The sequence below is a fragment of the Streptomyces sp. NPDC017095 genome (assembly GCF_044332325.1).
Taxonomy (GTDB): Bacteria; Actinomycetota; Actinomycetes; order Streptomycetales; family Streptomycetaceae; genus Streptomyces.
Window position 1 is genome coordinate 227449 of sequence record NZ_JBIROU010000013.1, and the last position, 17521, is coordinate 244969.

Annotated in this window: 14 protein-coding genes; 11 read left to right on the forward strand and 3 right to left on the reverse strand. The window is 73.0% G+C overall.

Annotation, left to right across the window (positions count from 1 at the left end; translation table 11 throughout):
• The first annotated feature begins 237 nt into the window (after positions 1-237).
• The 3 genes from ACH4OA_RS25605 to nudC all read left to right on the forward strand — a co-directional run bounded on the left by ACH4OA_RS25605 (position 238) and on the right by nudC (position 6425).
• A complete protein-coding gene (locus ACH4OA_RS25605) occupies positions 238-3882 on the forward strand; it encodes an ATP-dependent helicase (RefSeq protein WP_397971126.1) in 3645 nt (1214 codons plus the stop codon).
• A gap of 53 nt (positions 3883-3935) precedes the next feature.
• Positions 3936-5339 carry a dipeptidase gene (locus ACH4OA_RS25610; RefSeq protein ID WP_397971129.1) on the forward strand — a complete coding sequence of 468 codons (1404 nt, stop codon included), beginning with the start codon at positions 3936-3938 and terminating at the stop codon, positions 5337-5339.
• A 141-nt stretch (positions 5340-5480) separates the two neighbouring features.
• A complete protein-coding gene (gene nudC, locus ACH4OA_RS25615) occupies positions 5481-6425 on the forward strand; it encodes an NAD(+) diphosphatase (protein ID WP_365875232.1) in 945 nt (314 codons plus the stop codon).
• Between the two features lie 67 nt (positions 6426-6492).
• Here the strand turns inward: nudC and ACH4OA_RS25620 are convergent, their stop codons facing one another.
• The gene (locus ACH4OA_RS25620; protein ID WP_397940269.1) at positions 6493-6735 is read right to left on the reverse strand and encodes a mycoredoxin; all 243 of its coding nucleotides are present in this window, start codon (positions 6733-6735) and stop codon (positions 6493-6495) included.
• A gap of 238 nt (positions 6736-6973) precedes the next feature.
• Between ACH4OA_RS25620 and ACH4OA_RS25625 the strand changes: the two genes are divergently transcribed.
• The 4 genes from ACH4OA_RS25625 (at position 6974) to ACH4OA_RS25640 (ending at position 10526) form a co-directional block, all read left to right on the forward strand.
• Positions 6974-9169: an ATP-dependent DNA helicase UvrD2 gene (locus tag ACH4OA_RS25625; RefSeq protein ID WP_397971132.1), complete on the forward strand. Its 2196-nt coding sequence runs from the start codon at positions 6974-6976 to the stop codon at positions 9167-9169.
• A gap of 166 nt (positions 9170-9335) precedes the next feature.
• Positions 9336-9656, forward strand: a complete 321-nt coding sequence (locus tag ACH4OA_RS25630; protein WP_365875295.1) for a hypothetical protein — start codon at positions 9336-9338, stop codon at positions 9654-9656.
• Between the two features lie 172 nt (positions 9657-9828).
• Complete coding sequence (locus ACH4OA_RS25635; protein ID WP_365875297.1) at positions 9829-10206, forward strand: WhiB family transcriptional regulator; 378 nt, start codon at positions 9829-9831, stop codon at positions 10204-10206.
• Entirely contained in the window at positions 10203-10526 is a 324-nt protein-coding gene (locus ACH4OA_RS25640; protein WP_397940267.1) for a hypothetical protein, read from the forward strand. Before ACH4OA_RS25635 ends, ACH4OA_RS25640 begins: the two co-directional genes overlap by 4 nt.
• A gap of 118 nt (positions 10527-10644) precedes the next feature.
• Here ACH4OA_RS25640 and ACH4OA_RS25645 read toward each other — a convergent pair whose 3' ends face one another.
• Positions 10645-12015, reverse strand: coding sequence for an ABC1 kinase family protein (locus tag ACH4OA_RS25645; protein ID WP_397940265.1), 1371 nt, complete (start codon positions 12013-12015; stop codon positions 10645-10647).
• Entirely contained in the window at positions 12008-13222 is a 1215-nt protein-coding gene (locus ACH4OA_RS25650) for a TOMM precursor leader peptide-binding protein (RefSeq protein WP_397971135.1), read from the reverse strand. The genes ACH4OA_RS25645 and ACH4OA_RS25650 overlap by 8 nt, the downstream gene beginning before the upstream one ends.
• A gap of 222 nt (positions 13223-13444) precedes the next feature.
• Here ACH4OA_RS25650 and ACH4OA_RS25655 point away from each other — a divergent pair, with 222 nt between their 5' ends.
• The 4 genes from ACH4OA_RS25655 to ACH4OA_RS25670 all read left to right on the forward strand — a co-directional run bounded on the left by ACH4OA_RS25655 (position 13445) and on the right by ACH4OA_RS25670 (position 17377).
• Positions 13445-14113: a M48 family metallopeptidase gene (locus tag ACH4OA_RS25655; RefSeq protein ID WP_397971138.1), complete on the forward strand. Its 669-nt coding sequence runs from the start codon at positions 13445-13447 to the stop codon at positions 14111-14113.
• 134 nt (positions 14114-14247) lie between these two features.
• Entirely contained in the window at positions 14248-15903 is a 1656-nt protein-coding gene (locus tag ACH4OA_RS25660) for a TerD family protein (RefSeq protein ID WP_397971141.1), read from the forward strand.
• Positions 15904-15923: 20 nt separating this feature from the next.
• A complete protein-coding gene (locus ACH4OA_RS25665; protein WP_365875341.1) occupies positions 15924-16604 on the forward strand; it encodes an AIM24 family protein in 681 nt (226 codons plus the stop codon).
• Positions 16605-16621: 17 nt separating this feature from the next.
• A complete protein-coding gene (locus ACH4OA_RS25670) occupies positions 16622-17377 on the forward strand; it encodes an AIM24 family protein (protein ID WP_397971143.1) in 756 nt (251 codons plus the stop codon).
• Positions 17378-17521 lie beyond the last annotated feature (144 nt).

The following is a 17521-nucleotide window of genomic DNA, read 5'->3' on the forward strand; positions in this document are numbered from 1 at the left end:
GGCGCACGGCCCACGGGCGTGACCTACAGCACGACGGGCGATGGCGGCTGTGGCGTACGGCACGACAGGGGCTGGCGGCCGTGACCTACGGCACGACGGGCGGACCGCCGTGACGTACGGCATGACGCGCGCTGACCGCCGTGACGCACGGCACCCCACGCCCTGACCTGCGGTTCCTCCGTCCCGGGCGGCTGGTTCGTCCGCGACTGTCAGTGCCCCCCGCTAGCCTCTTTCGACATGTCCGCCCGTATCACCGACCCCGAGCAGCTCAAGCAGCTCCTCGGTATCCCGTTCACCCCGGAGCAGACGGCCTGCATCACCGCGCCGCCCGCCCCGCAGGTGATCGTGGCCGGCGCCGGGTCGGGCAAGACCACCGTGATGGCGGCCCGCGTGGTCTGGCTGGTCGGCACCGGGCAGGTCGCCCCCGAACAGGTCCTCGGCCTGACCTTCACCAACAAGGCCGCCGGCGAGCTGGCCGAGCGGGTGCGCAAGGCGCTGATCGCGGCCGGTGTCACCGACGCCGAGGCCATCGACCCGGACAACCCGCCGGGCGAGCCGGTCATCTCGACGTACCACGCCTTCGCCGGCCGCCTGCTCACCGACCACGGTCTGCGCCTCGGCCTGGAGCCCAGCTCCCGGCTGCTCGCCGACGCCACCCGCTACCAGCTCGCCGCACGCGTGCTGCGCGAGGCCCCAGGCCCGTACCCGGCGCTGACCCGCTCCTTCGCCGACCTGGTCGGCGACCTGCTCGCCCTCGACGCCGAACTCGCCGAACACCTCGTCGACCCCGAGGAACTGCGCGCCTGGGACACCGGCCTGCTGGAGACCCTGGAAGGCGCCAAGCTCACCAACGCCGACCTGCGCAAGGTCCCGGAGGCGGCCGCCGCCCGCCGGGAGCTCGCCGGCCTCGTCCAGCGCTACCGGGCCGAGAAGCGCCGGCGGGACCTGCTCGACTTCGGCGACCAGATCGCCCTGTCGGCCCGCCTCGCCCGCATCCCCGAGGTGGGGCGTCTGCTGCGCGAGGAGTTCCGCGTGGTGCTCCTGGACGAGTACCAGGACACCTCCGTGGCCCAGCGCGTCCTGCTCGCGGGCCTGTTCGGCGACGGCACCGGCCACCCCGTGACCGCCGTCGGCGACCCCTGCCAGGCCATCTACGGCTGGCGCGGCGCCTCCGTCGCCAACCTGGACGACTTCCCCGACCACTTCCGCCACGCCGACGGCCGGCCCGCCGCCCGGCAGGCGCTCAGCGAGAACCGCCGCAGCGGCGGCCGCCTGCTCGACCTCGCCAACGGCCTCGCCGCGCCCCTGCGCGCCCTGCACGCGGGCGTGGAGGCCCTCCGCCCGGCGCCCGGCGCCGAGTACGACGGCACCGTGCGCTGCGCGCTGCTGCCCACCCACGCCGAGGAGACCGACTGGATCGCCGACTCCCTCGCCCACCTGGTGCGCACCGGCACGCCACCCGGCGAGATCGCCGTCCTGTGCCGGACCGCGGCCGACTTCGCCGAGATCCAGGGCGCCCTCGTCGCCCGCGACGTCCCGGTCGAGGTGGTCGGCCTCTCCGGGCTGCTGCACCTGCCCGAGATCGCCGACCTCGTCGCCGTCTGCGAGGTCTTGCAGGACCCGGGCGCCAACGCCTCCCTGGTGCGTCTGCTGACCGGACCGCGCTGGCGCATCGGCCCCCGCGACCTCGCCCTGCTCGGCCGCCGGGCCCGCCTGCTGGTCGCCCACGCGCGCGTGGACGCCGGCGACGACCCCGACCGCCGGCTCGCGGCGGCCGTCGAGGGCGTCGACCCGTCCGAGGTGATATCGCTCGCGGACGCCCTGGACACGTTCCTGGAGACGCCGGCGCAGGACTCCGCGGGCACTGCCGACGACGGGCTGCCGTTCTCCGCGGACGCACGCGTGCGCTTCGCCCGGCTCGCCGCCGAACTGCGCGACCTGCGCCGTTCGCTGGCCGACCCGCTGATGGACGTCCTGCACCGCGTCCTCGCCGTCACCGGCCTCGAAGTGGAGCTGTCGGCGTCCCCGCACGCGCTGGCCGCCCGCCGCCGCGAGACCCTGTCGAACTTCCTGGACGTCGCCGCCTCCTTCGCCGCGAGCGACGGCGAGGCCAGCCTGCTGGCCTTCCTCGCCTTCCTGCGCACCGCCGCCCAGTACGAGAAGGGGCTCGACAACGCCCTGCCCGGCGGCGAGAACACCGTCAAGGTGCTCACCGCGCACAAGTCCAAGGGCCTCGAGTGGGACGTCGTGGCCGTCCCCGGACTCGTGACCGGCACCTTCCCCAGCGCCCAGGGCCGCGAGAAGTGGACCGCGCAGGCCAAGGTGGTGCCGCACGCCCTGCGCGGCGACACCGACACCCTGCCCGACGTCACCGACTGGGACGCGCGCGGCATGAAGGCCTTCCACGAGGCCATGAAGGACCACCAGCACACCGAGGAGCTGCGCCTCGGCTACGTCACCTTCACTCGCCCCCGTTCCCTCCTGCTCGGCTCCGGCCACTGGTGGGGACCCAGCCAGAAACGCAGACGCGGCCCCTCCGACTTCTTGCGGGCCCTGTACGACCACTGCGCCGCCGGGTACGGCGAGATCGAGGTGTGGGCCGACGAACCCGCCGAGGACGCGGAGAACCCGGCCCTGCACGCGGCCACCGCCGACCAGGTGTGGCCGCTCCCGCTGGACGCCGACGCGCTGGCCCGCCGCCGCGCCGCCGCCGACACCGTCCTCGCCCACCTGGACGCGCTCGCCGTCAGCCCCGAGGGCGCCGGGCCGGTCGTGCACGACCCCGCCGGCGACGACCACCCGGACTGGCCCACCCCGCCGGACGACGACGCACCGTGGGACGACGATCCGCACGGCGCCGAACCGCATGACGATCCGTACGGCGACCCCCACGACGACCCTTACGGCGAGGAGCCGTACGAGGACGGTCCCTACGAGGCCTACGCGGACGATCCCCGCGCCGAGGAGCCCCCGCCCCCCGACGAGGCGCCCCTCGGCGAGGCACCCGCCGACGCGCCCCCCGGCCACGCAGCCGCTCCCGCCCCGCACGGCACCGCCCCCTACGGCACCGTCGGCGGGGATTCCCGGAGCACCGGTCGCCCCACGGTCCCGCACCAGGCGCCCGCCCCGCAGGAGGGCCACCGGCCCGCCCGGCCGCGGCCCGCCGACGCGCTCACCCCCGAGGAGGCCCGGGTCGTCGCCTCCTGGGACCGTGACCTGGACGCGCTCGCCGGCGAGCTGCTGCGCGCCCGGCGCACCGTCACCGACGTACCCCTGCCCGCCACGCTCACCGCCTCCCAGCTGCTCCGGCTCGCCGAGGACCCGGACGGCCTCGCGCAGGAACTCGCGCGCCCCATGCCGCGCCCCCCGCAGCCGGCAGCGCGCCGGGGCACCCGTTTCCACGCCTGGGTGGAATCCCGCTTCGAGGAACTCACCCTGCCCCTGCTGGAACCGGACGAGCTGCCCGGCACCGACGCCGAGATCGCCGACGAACACGACCTGGAAGCCCTGAAGGAGGCGTTCGAACGCACCGAGTACGCCCGGCGCACCCCGTACCGGGTCGAGGCCCCCTTCCAGCTCACCCTCGCCGGCCGTGTCGTCCGGGGCCGCATCGACGCCGTCTACCGGAACGGCGACGGGGACGAGGCGACGTACGAGATCGTCGACTGGAAGACCGGCCGCACCGGCACCGCCGACCCGCTCCAGCTCGCCGTGTACCGGCTGGCCTGGGCCGAGCAACAGGGCGTACCGCCCGAGTCGGTCACGGCCGCCTTCCTGTACGTGCGCACCGGCGAGGTCGTACGCCCCGCCGGCCTGCCCGACCGGGCCGCGCTGGAGCGGCTGCTCACCGGTGAGACGGATAGCACACACCAGGCGACCTGAGTGTGACCAATCGCCCGCCGAGGATGTCGGTGCGGGCGGATAGGCTCGTGAGCATGAGCCAGACCCCGGACAGCGCCGTCCGCGCGTACATCGAGCAGCACCGCGCCGCCTTCCTCGACGACCTCGCCGCATGGCTGCGCATCCCCTCCGTGTCGGCCCAGCCCGACCACGCGCCCGACGTACGGCGCAGCGCGGACTGGCTCGCCGCGACCCTGAAGGAAACCGGCTTCCCGACCGCCGAGGTCTGGCAGACGCCGGGAGCGCCCGCCGTCTTCGCCGAGTGGCCCTCGGACGACCCCGAGGCGCCCACGGTCCTGGTCTACGGCCATCACGACGTGCAGCCCGCCGCCCGCGAGGACGGCTGGGACAGCGACCCCTTCGAGCCGGTCGTCCGCGGCGACCGTCTCTACGCGCGCGGGGCCGCCGACGACAAGGGCCAGGTGTTCTTCCACACACTCGGCGTCCGCGCCCACCTCGCCGCGACCGGCCGCAGCGCGCCGGCCGTCCACCTCAAGCTGCTGATCGAGGGCGAGGAGGAGTCCGGCTCGCCGCACTTCCGCGCCCTGGTGGGGGAGAAGGCCGGGCGGCTCGCCGCCGACGCCGTGATCGTCTCCGACACCGGCATGTGGGCCGAGGACACCCCGACCGTGTGCACCGGCATGCGGGGCCTCGCCGAGTGCGAGATCCGGCTGTACGGCCCGGACCAGGACATCCACTCCGGCTCCTTCGGCGGCGCCGTCCCGAACCCGGCCACCGCCGCGGCCCGCCTGGTCGCCGCCCTGCACGACGAGCACGCGCGCGTGGCGATACCCGGCTTCTACGACGGCATCGTCGAGCTGACCGACCGCGAGCGCGCACTCTTCGCCGAGCTGCCCTTCGACGAGGCGAGCTGGCTGCGCACGGCCAAGTCGCACGCCGCGCACGGCGAGGCCGGCTACACCACCCTGGAGCGCGTCTGGGCCCGCCCGACCGCCGAGGTCAACGGCATCGGCGGTGGCTACCAGGGCCCCGGCAACAAGACGATCGTCCCGTCCACGGCCATGGTGAAGCTGTCCTTCCGGCTGGTCGCCGGCCAGGACCTCGGCCACATCGAGAACGCCGTGCGCGCGTGGGCCGCCGAGCAGGTGCCCGCCGGCATCCGCTGCGAGACCCGCTTCGGCGCGGCCACCCGCCCGTGTCTGACCCCGCTCGACCACCCCGCGCTGCAGTCCGTGGTCCGCGCCATGGGCCGCGCCTTCCAGAGCCCGGTCCGGTTCACCCGCGAGGGCGGCTCCGGACCCGCCGCCGACCTCCAGGAGGTCCTCGGCGCCCCGGTGCTCTTCCTCGGCATCTCCGTCCCGTCCGACGGCTGGCACGCCCCCAACGAGAAGGTCGAGCTTGACCTCCTCTTCAAGGGCGTCGAGACCAGCGCCTACCTGTGGGGTGACCTGGCCCGGAACTGGCGTACCGCACCCTGACCCGGCCGCCGCCGGGAGGCACCGTGCGCGGGGCACACTGGAGACGGCCGTCCCGCCCGCGCCGTCCCGGTGCCCTCCCGCCCTATGTCCCGCCGAACCGCCCGCCGAAGAAATGCTGAACTGGGGGAGTTGGAAGCACACGTGACCACCTGCACCGACCACACAGCCGACCGACCCATCTCGCTGACCGCCCCGAGCGGCATCGACCGCGCCGCCCACCACCGGCTGGACGAGGCCTGGCTGGCGGCGGCGTGGAGCCACCCCACGACCCGCTGTTTCGTGGTCTCCGGCGGCCAGGTGCTCATCGACGAGACGCCGGACGGCCGGACCGAACTCGTGATGACGCCGTCCTTCGAGGCGCCCCTCACCGAGGCGCACCGCTACTTCCTCGGCATCGACGAGGACGGCGTGAGCTACTTCGCGCTCCAGAAGGACTCGCTGCCCGGCCGTATCGACCAGTCCGCGCGCCCGGCGGGGCTGCGGGAGGCCGGCCTGCTGCTGTCGCCGCGCGACGCCGGGCTGATGGTGCACGCGGTGGGCCTGGAGAACTGGCAGCGCACCCACCGCTTCTGCTCCCGCTGCGGCGAGCGCACGGTCATCGCGGCGGCCGGTCACATCCGGCGCTGCCAGGCCTGCGGCGCCGAGCACTACCCGCGCACCGACCCGGCCGTGATCATGGCGGTCACGGACGAGGAGGACCGCATCCTGCTCGGCCGGCAGGTGCACTGGCCCGAGGGCCGCTTCTCCACGCTGGCCGGATTCGTGGAGCCCGGGGAGTCCATCGAGCAGGCCGTGCGCCGTGAGGTGTGCGAGGAGGTCGGCGTCACGGTCGGGCCGGTCGAGTACATCGCCAGCCAGCCCTGGCCCTTCCCGTCCAGCCTGATGCTGGGCTTCATGGCCCGGGCCACGTCCACCGAGATCGACGTCGACGGCGACGAGATCCACGAGGCCCGCTGGTTCTCCCGCGAGGAACTGCACGCGGCCTTCGAGTCCGGCGAGGTGCTGCCGCCCTACGGCATCTCCATCGCGGCCCGGCTGATCGAGATGTGGTACGGCAAGCCCCTGCCGACCCGCGGCTTCGTCTGACACGACAGGGCGGCCCCGGTCCTGCCGGGGCCGCCCTGTCGTCGGTCACCGCGGTGACCGGGGCGTGTCAGGCGGCCAGCTTCTGCTTCACCTGGGCCAGCGACGGGTTCGTCAGCGTGGAGCCGTCCGGGAAGAGCACGGTCGGGACGGTCTGGTTGCCGTCGTTCGCCTTCTCCACGAAGGCGGCGGACTCGGGGTCCTGCTCGATGTTGATCTCGCTGTACGCGATGCCCTCCCGGTCGAGCTGGCTCTTCAGCCGCCGGCAGTAGCCACACCACGTCGTGCTGTACATCGTCACAGTGCCCTGCATGTCTCTCGCTCTCCTCGGACAGTTCGGTGGAAAGGTCGTCGAGCAGGAGAACACGAGTGGCCGGGCGGTCATTCCCGGGTGGGGTATCCGCACCGCCCGCCCTCCGCCGCGCGGCCCGCCGCGTCTGTGTGATGCCTGCCGCATCAATACGACAACAAGCCTGCCGTTTATAGGACTGCGAGGTCCCGCCTGTGGACAACCGGCCCGTCCGTCCCGGCCGACCTGGCAGCATGGCGGTGTGACAGCAGCAACGCATTCCACCCTTTTCCCTCGGGTACCGGAGTCGGCCGACGCGGTGCTCGAAGGGCTCGACCCCGAGCAGCGCGAGGTCGCCACCGCCCTGCACGGTCCGGTGTGCGTGCTGGCCGGAGCGGGCACCGGCAAGACCCGGGCGATCACCCACCGCATCGCCTACGGGGTGCGGGCCGGCATCCTCCAGCCGTCCAGCGTGCTCGCCGTCACCTTCACCAACCGCGCCGCCGGCGAGATGCGCGGCCGGCTCCGCCAGCTCGGTGCCCAGGGCGTCCAGGCCCGCACCTTCCACTCCGCCGCCCTGCGCCAGCTCCAGTACTTCTGGCCGAAAGCGGTCGGTGGCGTCATGCCCCGGCTCGTCGACCGCAAGGTCCAGCTCGTCGCCGAGGCAGCCGTCGGCCTCGGCACCCGCCTCGACCGCAACGAGCTGCGGGACGTGACCGCCGAGATCGAATGGTGCAAGGTCACCCAGACCGTCCCCGCCGACTACCCGTACGCGGCCGCGAAGGCCGGCCGCGAGACACCTCGCGACCCGGCCGAGATCGCCCATCTCTACGCGGCCTACGAGGACCTCAAGCGCGACCGCGCGGTGATCGACTTCGAGGACGTCCTGCTGCTCACCGTCGCCGTCCTCCAGGATCGGCACGACATCGCCGAGCAGGTCCGTTCGCAGTACCAGCACTTCGTCGTGGACGAGTACCAGGACGTCAGCCCGCTCCAGCAGCGGCTGCTCGACCTGTGGCTCGGCGACCGCGAGGACCTGTGTGTCGTCGGTGACGCCAGCCAGACCATCTATTCGTTCACGGGAGCAACCCCGGACCACCTGCTCGACTTCCGCGTCCGGCACCCCGGTGCCACCGTCGTCAAGCTGGTCCGCGACTACCGCTCCACGCCCCAGGTGGTCCGCCTCGCCAACGGCCTGCTCGCCCAGGCCCGAGGCCGGGCCGCCGGATACCGGCTGGAACTCGTCTCCCAGCGCCCCTCGGGACCCGAGCCCGTCTACGTCGAGTACACCGACGAACCCGCCGAGGCCGAAGGCGCCGCCCGGCGCATCCGCGAGCTGATCGACGCCGGTGTCCCGGCCGCCGAGATCGCCGTGCTGTTCCGTACGAACTCCCAGTCCGAGACCTACGAGCAGGCACTCGCCGACGCCGGTGTGCCGTACCAGCTGCGCGGTGCCGAGCGCTTCTTCGACCGGCCCGAGATCCGCAAGGCCGGCCTCGCCCTGCGCGGCGCGGCCCGCTTCGGCGGCAACGACTCCCTGCTGGACGACGTCGTGGACCTGCCCTCCCAGGTGCGCGCCGTCCTCTCCGGGGAAGGCTGGACCAGCGCGCCCCCGGCCGGGTCCGGCGCCGTCAGGGAACGCTGGGAATCCCTGGCCGCCCTGGTCAGCCTCGCCCACGACCTCGCCGCCGCCCGCCCCGGAGCCACCCTCGCCGACTTCGTGGCCGAACTGGACGAGCGGGCCAACGCCCAGCACGCCCCGACCGTGCAGGGCGTCACCCTCGCCTCCCTGCACGCCGCCAAGGGCCTGGAGTGGGACGTCGTCTTCCTGGTCGGCGTCGCCGAGGGCATGCTCCCCATCTCCTACGCCCGCACCGACGAGCAGATCGAGGAGGAGCGCCGGCTGCTCTACGTCGGCGTCACCCGCGCCCGGGAACGCCTCCATGTCTCCTGGGCCCTGTCCCGCTCACCGGGCGGCCGCCCGGGCCGCAGACCGAGCCGCTTCCTGGACGGCCTGCGCCCCGGCACCACGCCCACCGTCGGACCCACCGGCTCCGGCGCGGGCGCGGGCGTCGAACGCGGTTCCCGGCCCAACGCCGTCGCCGCACCCCGCCGCACCCAGCGCACCCCCGCCCGCTGCCGCGTCTGCGGACGCACGCTCACCGACGCCGGCGAGATGAAGCTGATGCGCTGCGAGGACTGCCCCTCGGACATGGACGAAGGGCTCTACGCACGGCTCCGGGAGTGGCGCGCGGTGCAGGCCGAGCGCAGCGGCCAGCCGGACTTCTGCGTCTTCACGGACCGGACACTGATGGCGATCGCGGAAGCCTGCCCGGACACCTCCGCCGAACTCGCCCGCATCCCTGGTGTCCTCAGCCGCAAGCTGCGCAGCTACGGCGCCGATGTTCTGGCCATTTGCGCAGGTCGGGAGCCTGATGCAGGCGAGGAGAGCGAGTGAGGGCAACTCGTCGAAAAAATAGTTTGCGCATGCCCCGGCAATCCCCATAGGTTCTAAGCACGGAAGCAGCGGCCTTCTCCAAGGCCCCGGCTCCGTGTTGTACTTGCATATCCGAACGGACCGGATTCACCCCGGTCCCTTGAGACGCCGAGAGGAGGCGAGTCCTGTGATCAGCATCAACATCAGCTCCATCAGCACGGCCAAACTGACCGATCGCTCGACCGTCTCCACGTGCATTCTCGGCGCCTCGAACCAGGGCACCGGTCTGTCCGGTGTCCGTGCCGTGCGTCCGGCGTCCTCCCGTGCCCTCGCGAGCCTTCCCGTTCGTGAGCGCGATGAGCGACCGACCAAGGCACTGGAAGCGGTAGTGGCACAGGCGCATGCCTATGCCTTCGCGGCGGCCGGTGCCGGATTCCGGAAGCAGACGACGCAGCACCACCTGATGTGGGCCTTCCGTGGGCCAGAACCCTGGAGTGATCCAGCCTGATCTCCGATCAGGCCGGCGCCTTCAGGGCCGCGGAACCCCATCCGGGATCCGCGGCCCTTCTGTTTGTCCCGAACGGGACGACGGAGTGAAGGGGCCTCGGGACAAGAAAAGAACCCGGTACCCAGCCGACACCCGGTCAACCGGCCGGAACGACCAGACGAGGAAGACCATCGTGCAACTCGAAGCGCACGCCCCGTCCGTACCGCCTTCGCAAACGATCCCCCCGCCCGGCCTCACGGAGGACTCCACCTTGACCGCCCTCGCCCCCCTCACCGCGCTCACCGCGCTCGACGACGCCATCGAGAACCTCGGCGTACCCGTCCCCTGCCGCTCCTACGACCCGGAGGTCTTCTTCGCCGAGTCGCCCGCGGACGTGGAGTACGCCAAGTCCCTCTGCCGCACCTGCCCGCTGGTCGAGGCCTGCCTCGCCGGCGCCAAGGAGCGGCGTGAGCCGTGGGGTGTCTGGGGTGGCGAGCTGTTCGTCCAGGGTGTCGTCGTCGCCCGGAAGCGGCCGCGTGGCCGCCCGCGCAAGAACCCGGTCACAGCATGAACACCGCAGGAACGATCGACCGCCCTCTCACGCACGACCCCAAGAAGCAGGCCCCGATGACGCCGTCCACCACTGAGCCCGCCGGCTCCGCGACCCCAGACTTCACCACCACCGGCGCCACCGAAGCGCGCCAGAACAGGAACCACGAGATGCAACTCATGCAAGAAGCCCTGGCTCGTGCGCATATGCACGACCAGCTTCAGCACGCCGTGCGCGAGCGCCGGGCCATGCGCCTGGCGGTCGCCCAGCGGATGCAGCGCCGGGCCGAGCGAGCCTCGCTGCGCGCCCGCCGCGCGCTCGCCATGGCCGTGATGCAGTAACGCTCACACCCGAGCGGCGGTGGCCTACCGGAAACCCGGGAGGCGAAGCTCTCCGCGGGGGCCGGTCCGGCCGAACGGACCGGCCCCCGCCGTGCGTTGCGGGCACCGTGCGGCCGGATCAGGCCCCTGCCGGTTCCTCCTCGGTCGCGTCCGGCGCGTCCGGTGCGAAGCCCGGCAGCCATTCCTCCAGTTCGTCCCGCAGCCGCACCGTGGCACCCAGCTGGCACAGGACTCCGATGGTGCTCAGGGTCACCCGGTGTATCAGCAGGTAGGCCGGCGGCAGGTTGAGCCGCTTGCCGAGCTGGTAGGCGGGCGAGCGCGGGTCGGCGATGCGGGCGGCCTGGCCGCGCATCCAGGAGCGGCTGAAGGTGAACGCCTCCACCCGGGCCGGCTCGATGATCGGCAGCAGATAGTCCAGGACGGCGTCCGGCTCCAGGTCGATGCTCTCCTTCACGAACCCCTCCGCACAGAGCAGTTCGTAGACCCGCTCCGCGTCGCCGTCCAGGGTCATCCGCAGGGAGACGCCGATCGGGTCCGGCAGCCCGCCGGGGAGCCGGTCGACCGTGCCGAAGTCCAGGACGCCCAGGCGCCAGTCGTCCTCGCCCGCCGGGCCGCCGGGCAGCAGACGGAAGTTGCCCGGGTGCGGATCGGCGTGCAGCAGGCCGGTGCGGGCCGGCCCGGAGAAGAGGAAGCGGGCCAGGAGCTGGCCCGCTCGGTCGCGCTGTCCGGGGGTGCCGTCCGCGATGATCTCCGACAGCGGGATGCCGTCGATCCACTCGGTCACGAGGACCTGCTCGCACTGGTGGACCACCGCCGGGACGACCACGTCGGGGTCGTCCGCGAACTCCGCCGCGTGCGCGGCCTGGGCCTGTGCCTCCAGGCCGTAGTCCAGTTCCTCGGAGACGCGGTCCCTCAGCTCCGCGATCAGCGGCTTGATGTCCATGCCCGGGATGAGCGGGCCGAGCAGCCGGGCGAACCGGCTCAGCTGGCCGAGGTCGGAGAGGAGGGCCTCGCCGGCGCCCGGGTACTGCACCTTGACCGCCACCTCGCGGCCGTCGTGCCAGACCGCCCGGTGCACCTGGCCGATCGAGGCCGCGGCGGCCGGCTTGTCCTCGAACTCCTCGAACAGCTCGCGCCAGTCCGGACCCAGCCGCTCCTCCAGCACCGCGTGCACCGTACGGGTCGGCATCGGCGGGGCGGCTTCCTGGAGTTTGGTCAGGGCGGCCCGGTAGGGGCCGGCGACCTCCTCCGGCAGCGCGGATTCGAAGACGGACAGGGCCTGCCCGAACTTCATCGCGCCGCCCTTCAGCTCGCCGAGCACCTTGAACAGCTGATCCGCCGTGCGCTGTTGCAGTTCGCGGCCGACGATCTCCGCGGACTCGCCCACGATCCGCTTGCCCAGCCCCCACGTCGCCCGTCCGGCGAAGCCGAGCGGGAGCGCGGCCAGCTTGGCGGTCCGGGTGACCGCCTTCCGGGGAAGATCAGACATGCGCCCTCCAAGTCGCAGTCGGCCGTGCCGCGCCTGCTTCGCGTTGTCGCTTGGTCGTCGGCCGTCGCACCGCCATTGTCGCGCGTGGCCGCCCCATGGTCGGGGAATGTTCCCGGCTGCCTTTCCCGGCCGCCCCGCAGCCGCACGCCGGATGCGGCCGGACCGGGTGGGCACGCCAGGTCAGACCGGGCAGGGACACCTCACGGCGGATGCCCGCGCCGCCCGCCGGACCGCCGTCCAGGAAGGCCAGCGCCTGTGCGGCCGCCATCCCGGCCACCGTCGTGGCCAGGGCCAGATCGCAGGCCGCGACCCGGCGGGCCCGGCCGGACCGCCACTGGGTGACCAGCCGGGGCCAGGCCGGATCACTGTCGGTGCGCTCCTGGTCCAGGCATCCGGCACAGCCCGTCTCGCCGGGCAGGACCAGTGGACCGACGACACCCGTGCCCTCCACCACCCCGGCGTACAGATGCGGGGTGCCGGAGGCCATGAGCGACTCGGCGGCGGCCGGGTCCGGGGCGTGCACGGCGACCTCGTCCCGGGGCGCGAGGACCACCAGGGACAGTCCGGGGCCGCCGGCGCCGGAGCCCGGGGAGTGGGGGTGGCGCGGCGGCCGGTCCGGCGCGGCTCGGCGGACCGCCGCCCGCGCCGCCGCCTCCCGGCGGTCGCCGACCGACTCCGCGGTCAGCCCGCCCGGCGCCACGTCCCACGGCTCCACCCGGCCCGTGTCGTCCACCTCCACCTCGCCGATCCCGGCGCCCGCCAGCACCGAGGCCAGCAGGGCGCCGACCCGGCCCGCTCCGCGCACCCGCACCCGCAGCGCGCGCCGCGCCGCCAGCCGCGCCGGTGCGCCGCCCGGCTCGGATGCGACGAGGGACAGCGAGGCGAGGTCGGGGCGCAGCCGCTGGAGCACCTCGGTCCTCACCCGCAGCGCGTCCGCGGCGGGGCCGCCGCCGCGGGCGTCGTCGACGAGGCCGGCCCGGGCCAGCCGCCGCACCAGCGCGTCCACACGTCCGCCCGGCAGTCCCGCGCGGCGGCCCTCCTCGCGCAGCAGCGGCAGTCCGCGGGTGCCGTCGAGCAGTGCCAGGAAGCCGTCCGTGGCCTGGTCCACCGGTCCCAGCGTCACCGCGTGCGCCGGGGTCATCCCGAACTGCACCGTGCTCTGATCGCGCCAGCCGCGCCGCAGCGCGGACTTCACCACCGGATGCATGAGCGGCCCCCGTAGTCGCACCTAGTTCTTACCAGCGGGACATCCCGGGCGGAACGTCCTTTCGTCGGTGAAGCCGGGCGGGTTCCTCCGACGCCTGTCAGCATGCCCGGTCCGGGCGTCCGGCGTCGAAAGTTATCCACAGGCCGTGGGATTCGTCGGAGGAATCTGCGGCATCGTCCCGGAGCCGGGACTTTGCCCGCGCGCACCGGGTAACGTCGGGGCGTGCCCGCCGATCCTCTGCACCGCGCCGGTGAACCGCAGCGCAGCATGACCCGCCAGCCGCCCGGCGGTCCGGCGGCGAGCGCGATCGAGGTCCGCAGGAGCCCCCGGCGCCGCCGTACCGTCTCCGCGTACCGCGAGGGCGATCGCACCGTCGTCCTGATCCCCGCCCGTATGTCCAAGGCGGAGGAGCAGCGCTGGGTGACCGTCATGCTGGACAAGCTCGCCGCCCAGGAGAGCAGGCGCGTCCTGGGCGACACCGCGCTGGCCGAGCGTGCCGAGCGGCTGTCGGCGCAGTACTTCGACGGCCGGGCCCGGCCGGCTTCCGTGCGCTGGGTCACCAACCAGAACACCCGCTGGGGTTCGTGCACCCCGGCCGAGGGCAGCATCCGGCTCTCGCACCGCCTCCAGGGGATGCCGGAGTACGTCGTGGACTACGTGCTCTGCCACGAGCTGGCGCACCTGCTGGTCCCCGGGCACGGGCCCGGCTTCTGGCGGCTGCTGGAGGCGTATCCGAGGACCGAGCGGGCCCGCGGCTACCTCGAAGGAGTGGCCGCCGCCGCACGCCTGCCGCACGTTTCGGACGGGCGCGACGAACGCGACGTACAGGATGAAAGCGGTGAGGCCAGCGAACACGGCGAAACGGGTGAACCCGGCGAGCGGGACGGCTGACCGCTCCCGTCCACCGCCGGATGGTGCTTGTGTACCGGCTCTGTACCGACCGCGACCCTTCGAAGCCGCTGCCGGATATTGCCGTTAGCCTGGCGCGACGCACTCACATTCGGGATGGGGGACGGTCGTCGCGCATGGCCAGGGAATTCCAACGCGGCCACAAGGCCAGGATCAGTGACCTCACGCTGGGCACGGATCTGTACGTAGGCGTGCAGATTGCGGCCCCGGGGCTGACCTTCGACATCAGCTGCTTCGGTCTGGACGCCGACGAGCGTCTGTCGGACGACCGGTACTTCATCTTCTTCAACCAGCCGAAATCCCCCGAGGAGTCCGTCCAGCTGCTCGGTGCGCAGGCGGGTGACACGGAGTCGTTCCGGGTCACGCTCGACCGGATTCCCGCCGGGATCCGCAAGCTGTCCTTCACCGCGACCATCGACGGCGACGGCCAGATGTCGCGTATCGGCCCCGGATACCTCCGCATCGTGGCGGGCGGCGAGGAGGTCGCGCGGTACTCCTTCGACGGCTCGGAGTTCTCCACCGAGCGGGCCGTGATGCTCGGTGACTTCTACTTCAAGGACGGGTGGCGGTTCGCCGCCGTCGGCCAGGGTTTCGACGGCGGCCTGGAGGCGCTGCTGAAGAACTTCGGCGGCGAGGTGCTGGAGGAGGAGGCGCCCGCCGCCGCGCAGCAGCCGCATCCCCAGCCGTCCGCCGGCGCTGTCCCCGGCTTCGCCCCGCCCGCCCAGGCCACCCCGCCGCCCGCGTTCGCCGCCCCGGCCGCCCCGGAATCCGCCGCGCCGCCCGCCCCCGCTCCGGCCCCGCAGGGCTTCGCCCCGCCCCCAGCCCCCGCCCCGAACGTGCACGGCGCCCCGACGGTCGTCGCCCCGCTGGCCCCGCCCGCCGCCGGCACCGTCCCGCCACCGGCCGCACCCGCGGCACCGGCCCCCGCACCGTTCGGCGGGCAGCAGCCGTCGTACGGCGGTGGTCCCGGCGCGCCGATGCCTCCGGGACACGGCCCGCAGCAGGCGTCCTACGGCGCCCAGCCCGCCCCGCCCCTGCCGCCGGGCTACGGACAGGTGCCCGGTCAGCAGCCCGCCGCCTACGGAGTGCCGCAGGGCGCGCCCCAGGGCGGCGCCGGGGTGACGGCCGCGCTCTTGGCGTTCAAGGAGACACCGACCGGCCAGCGCTGGACGCAGCAGAACAAGAAGCTCATCCGCGTCGACCTCGGCGTCGGCGGCCAGCCGGTGCTGGCCCGGCAGGGCAGCATGGTGCTCTACCAGGGCAAGGTCGACTTCGGCTACAAGGGCGCCGGGTTCATGGGCCGGGTCGTGGGCAACGCCACCGGCCAGGAGATGCAGCTCATGCGCTGTACCGGCCAGGGCCAGGTCTTCCTCGCCGACGACGCCACCCACCTGCACCCCGTCGAACTCCAGGGCGACGCGATCTGCGTCTCCGCGGAGAACGTCCTCGCCTTCGACGAGAGCCTCGGTTACGAGGTCCGCCGGATCGAGGGCCACGGCATCCCGGGCGGCGCGCTGTTCACCATGCAGTTCCAGGGCACCGGCACGATCGTCGTCAAGACGCACGGCACGCCCGTGGTGCTGCCGGTCACACCGACCACCTTCGCCGACTGCAACGCCGTCGTCGCCTGGTCGGCCGCCTCCCAGGTGATCGTCTCCAGCCAGGTCCGGATGCGCCGCAACGCCTACCCGGGCGACACCGGAGAGAGCGTCAACCTCCAGTTCCGGGGCGCACCCGGCAACTTCATCGTCGTCCAGCCGTACGAGGTCTGAGGGAGCCCGACATGAACGTCGTGAACCAGGCGATCGCGGGCTTCGCGCCCGCGGCCGTCACCGCCCGCATGGAGAACCACGGCAGCCACATGCTGAAGGTCGCCCTGCAGACCGGGAACGACCTCCTCGCGCGCGTGGGCTCGATGGTCGCCTACGAGGGCTTCATCCAGTACGAGCCCAACCCGCCGGCCGTCCGCCAGATCGCCCGCGACTGGGTCACCGGCGAGGGCGCCCCGCTGATGAAGTGCTCCGGTGACGGCCTGCTCTACCTCGCCGACTACGGCGCCGACGTCGTCGTGATCAACCTCGACGGCGAGGGCATCTCCGTCAACGCCACCAACCTCCTCGCCTTCGACGCCCACCTGAGCTGGGGCGTGGAGCGGGTCAAGGGACTCGCCAAGTTCGCCGGCCAGGGCCTGTGGAACACGAAGATCTCCGGGCAGGGCTGGGTCGCGCTGACGTCCCGGGGCAAGCCGATCGTCGTGGACTGCGGGGGCGGCGAGGACGAGACGTACGTCGACCCGGACGCGCTCGTCGCCTGGTCGCCGAACCTGAAGGTGAAGGGCAAGCGCAGCTTCAAGGCCCAGTCGCTGATCGGCCGGGGCAGCGGCGAGGCCTACCAGATGGCCTTCTCCGGACAGGGCATCGTCGTCGTCCAGCCCAGTGAGGACAGCACCGACCGCCTCCGGGCCCGGGGCTGAGGGGGAGCCAGAACACCATGCAGAGCCCGCTTTTCGCGCACAACGACCTCCAGAGCCAGGAGCGCTGGAGCCTGCAGAACGCGCAGATGCTCCGGATCACCCTGGAGGGCCACGACGACGTCCTCGCCCGCAAGGGGACCATGGTCGCCTACCAGGGCCTGGTCGAGTTCGACGCCGAGTACCGCGGCACCGGCCAGGCACGCGCGCGTGCCTTCACCGGCGAGGGCCTGGACCTGATGCGCTGCCACGGCCAGGGCACCGTCTACCTCGCCAATCTCGCCCAGCACGTGCACATCGTGGACGTCGAGCAGGACGGACTGACCGTCGACAGCTCCTATGTCCTCGCCATGGACTCCTCGCTGCACCACGAGGTCATCGCCGTCGACAGCCTCTACGGCATCTCCGGTTCCGGGAAGTACCAGCTCAACATCACCGGGCGCGGCAGGGTCGCCCTGATGACCTCGGGCGCCCCGCTGCTGATGCGGGTCACGCCCGACCGGTACGTCAACTGCGACGCCGACGCGATCGTGGCCTGGTCCACCGGGCTGCGCGTGCAGATGCAGGCCCAGACCCACTCCTCCGGAGTGTGGCGCCGGCGCGGCAGCACCGGTGAGGGCTGGGAGCTGAGCTTCATGGGGTCCGGGTTCGCGCTCGTCCAGCCCAGCGAGCTGCTGCCGCCGCAGAACGCGGAGATCGGGCAGGGCATCGCCGCCCAGTTCGGCATGGGCCAGCAGGGAGCACGCGGCCAGAACCAGGGCAACGTCTGGAGCTGAGCCCGCGCAGGACGCACGTAAGGGGCGGCCGCCCAGGTGGCCGCCACTTACAGGTCATCTCATTTGGTGAGCCTGCGGTAGCAGATGAGGGTGCAGGCGAGGCTGGTGAAGGCCAGGAAGTGCTCGGCTTTGCGTTCGTAGCGG

Bases quoted from the DNA above. Each gene is read 5' to 3' on its own strand.
- ACH4OA_RS25605 (WP_397971126.1), top strand. From the start codon at position 238: ATGTCCGCCCGTATCACCGACCCCGAGCAGCTCAAGCAGCTCCTCGGT.
- ACH4OA_RS25610 (WP_397971129.1), top strand. From the start codon at position 3,936: ATGAGCCAGACCCCGGACAGCGCCGTCCGCGCGTACATCGAGCAGCAC.
- ACH4OA_RS25620 (WP_397940269.1), bottom strand. From the start codon at position 6,735: ATGCAGGGCACTGTGACGATGTACAGCACGACGTGGTGTGGCTACTGC.
- ACH4OA_RS25640 (WP_397940267.1), top strand. From the start codon at position 10,203: ATGAACACCGCAGGAACGATCGACCGCCCTCTCACGCACGACCCCAAG.
- ACH4OA_RS25645 (WP_397940265.1), bottom strand. From the start codon at position 12,015: ATGTCTGATCTTCCCCGGAAGGCGGTCACCCGGACCGCCAAGCTGGCC.
- ACH4OA_RS25650 (WP_397971135.1), bottom strand. From the start codon at position 13,222: ATGCATCCGGTGGTGAAGTCCGCGCTGCGGCGCGGCTGGCGCGATCAG.
- ACH4OA_RS25660 (WP_397971141.1), top strand. From the start codon at position 14,248: ATGGCCAGGGAATTCCAACGCGGCCACAAGGCCAGGATCAGTGACCTC.
- ACH4OA_RS25670 (WP_397971143.1), top strand. From the start codon at position 16,622: ATGCAGAGCCCGCTTTTCGCGCACAACGACCTCCAGAGCCAGGAGCGC.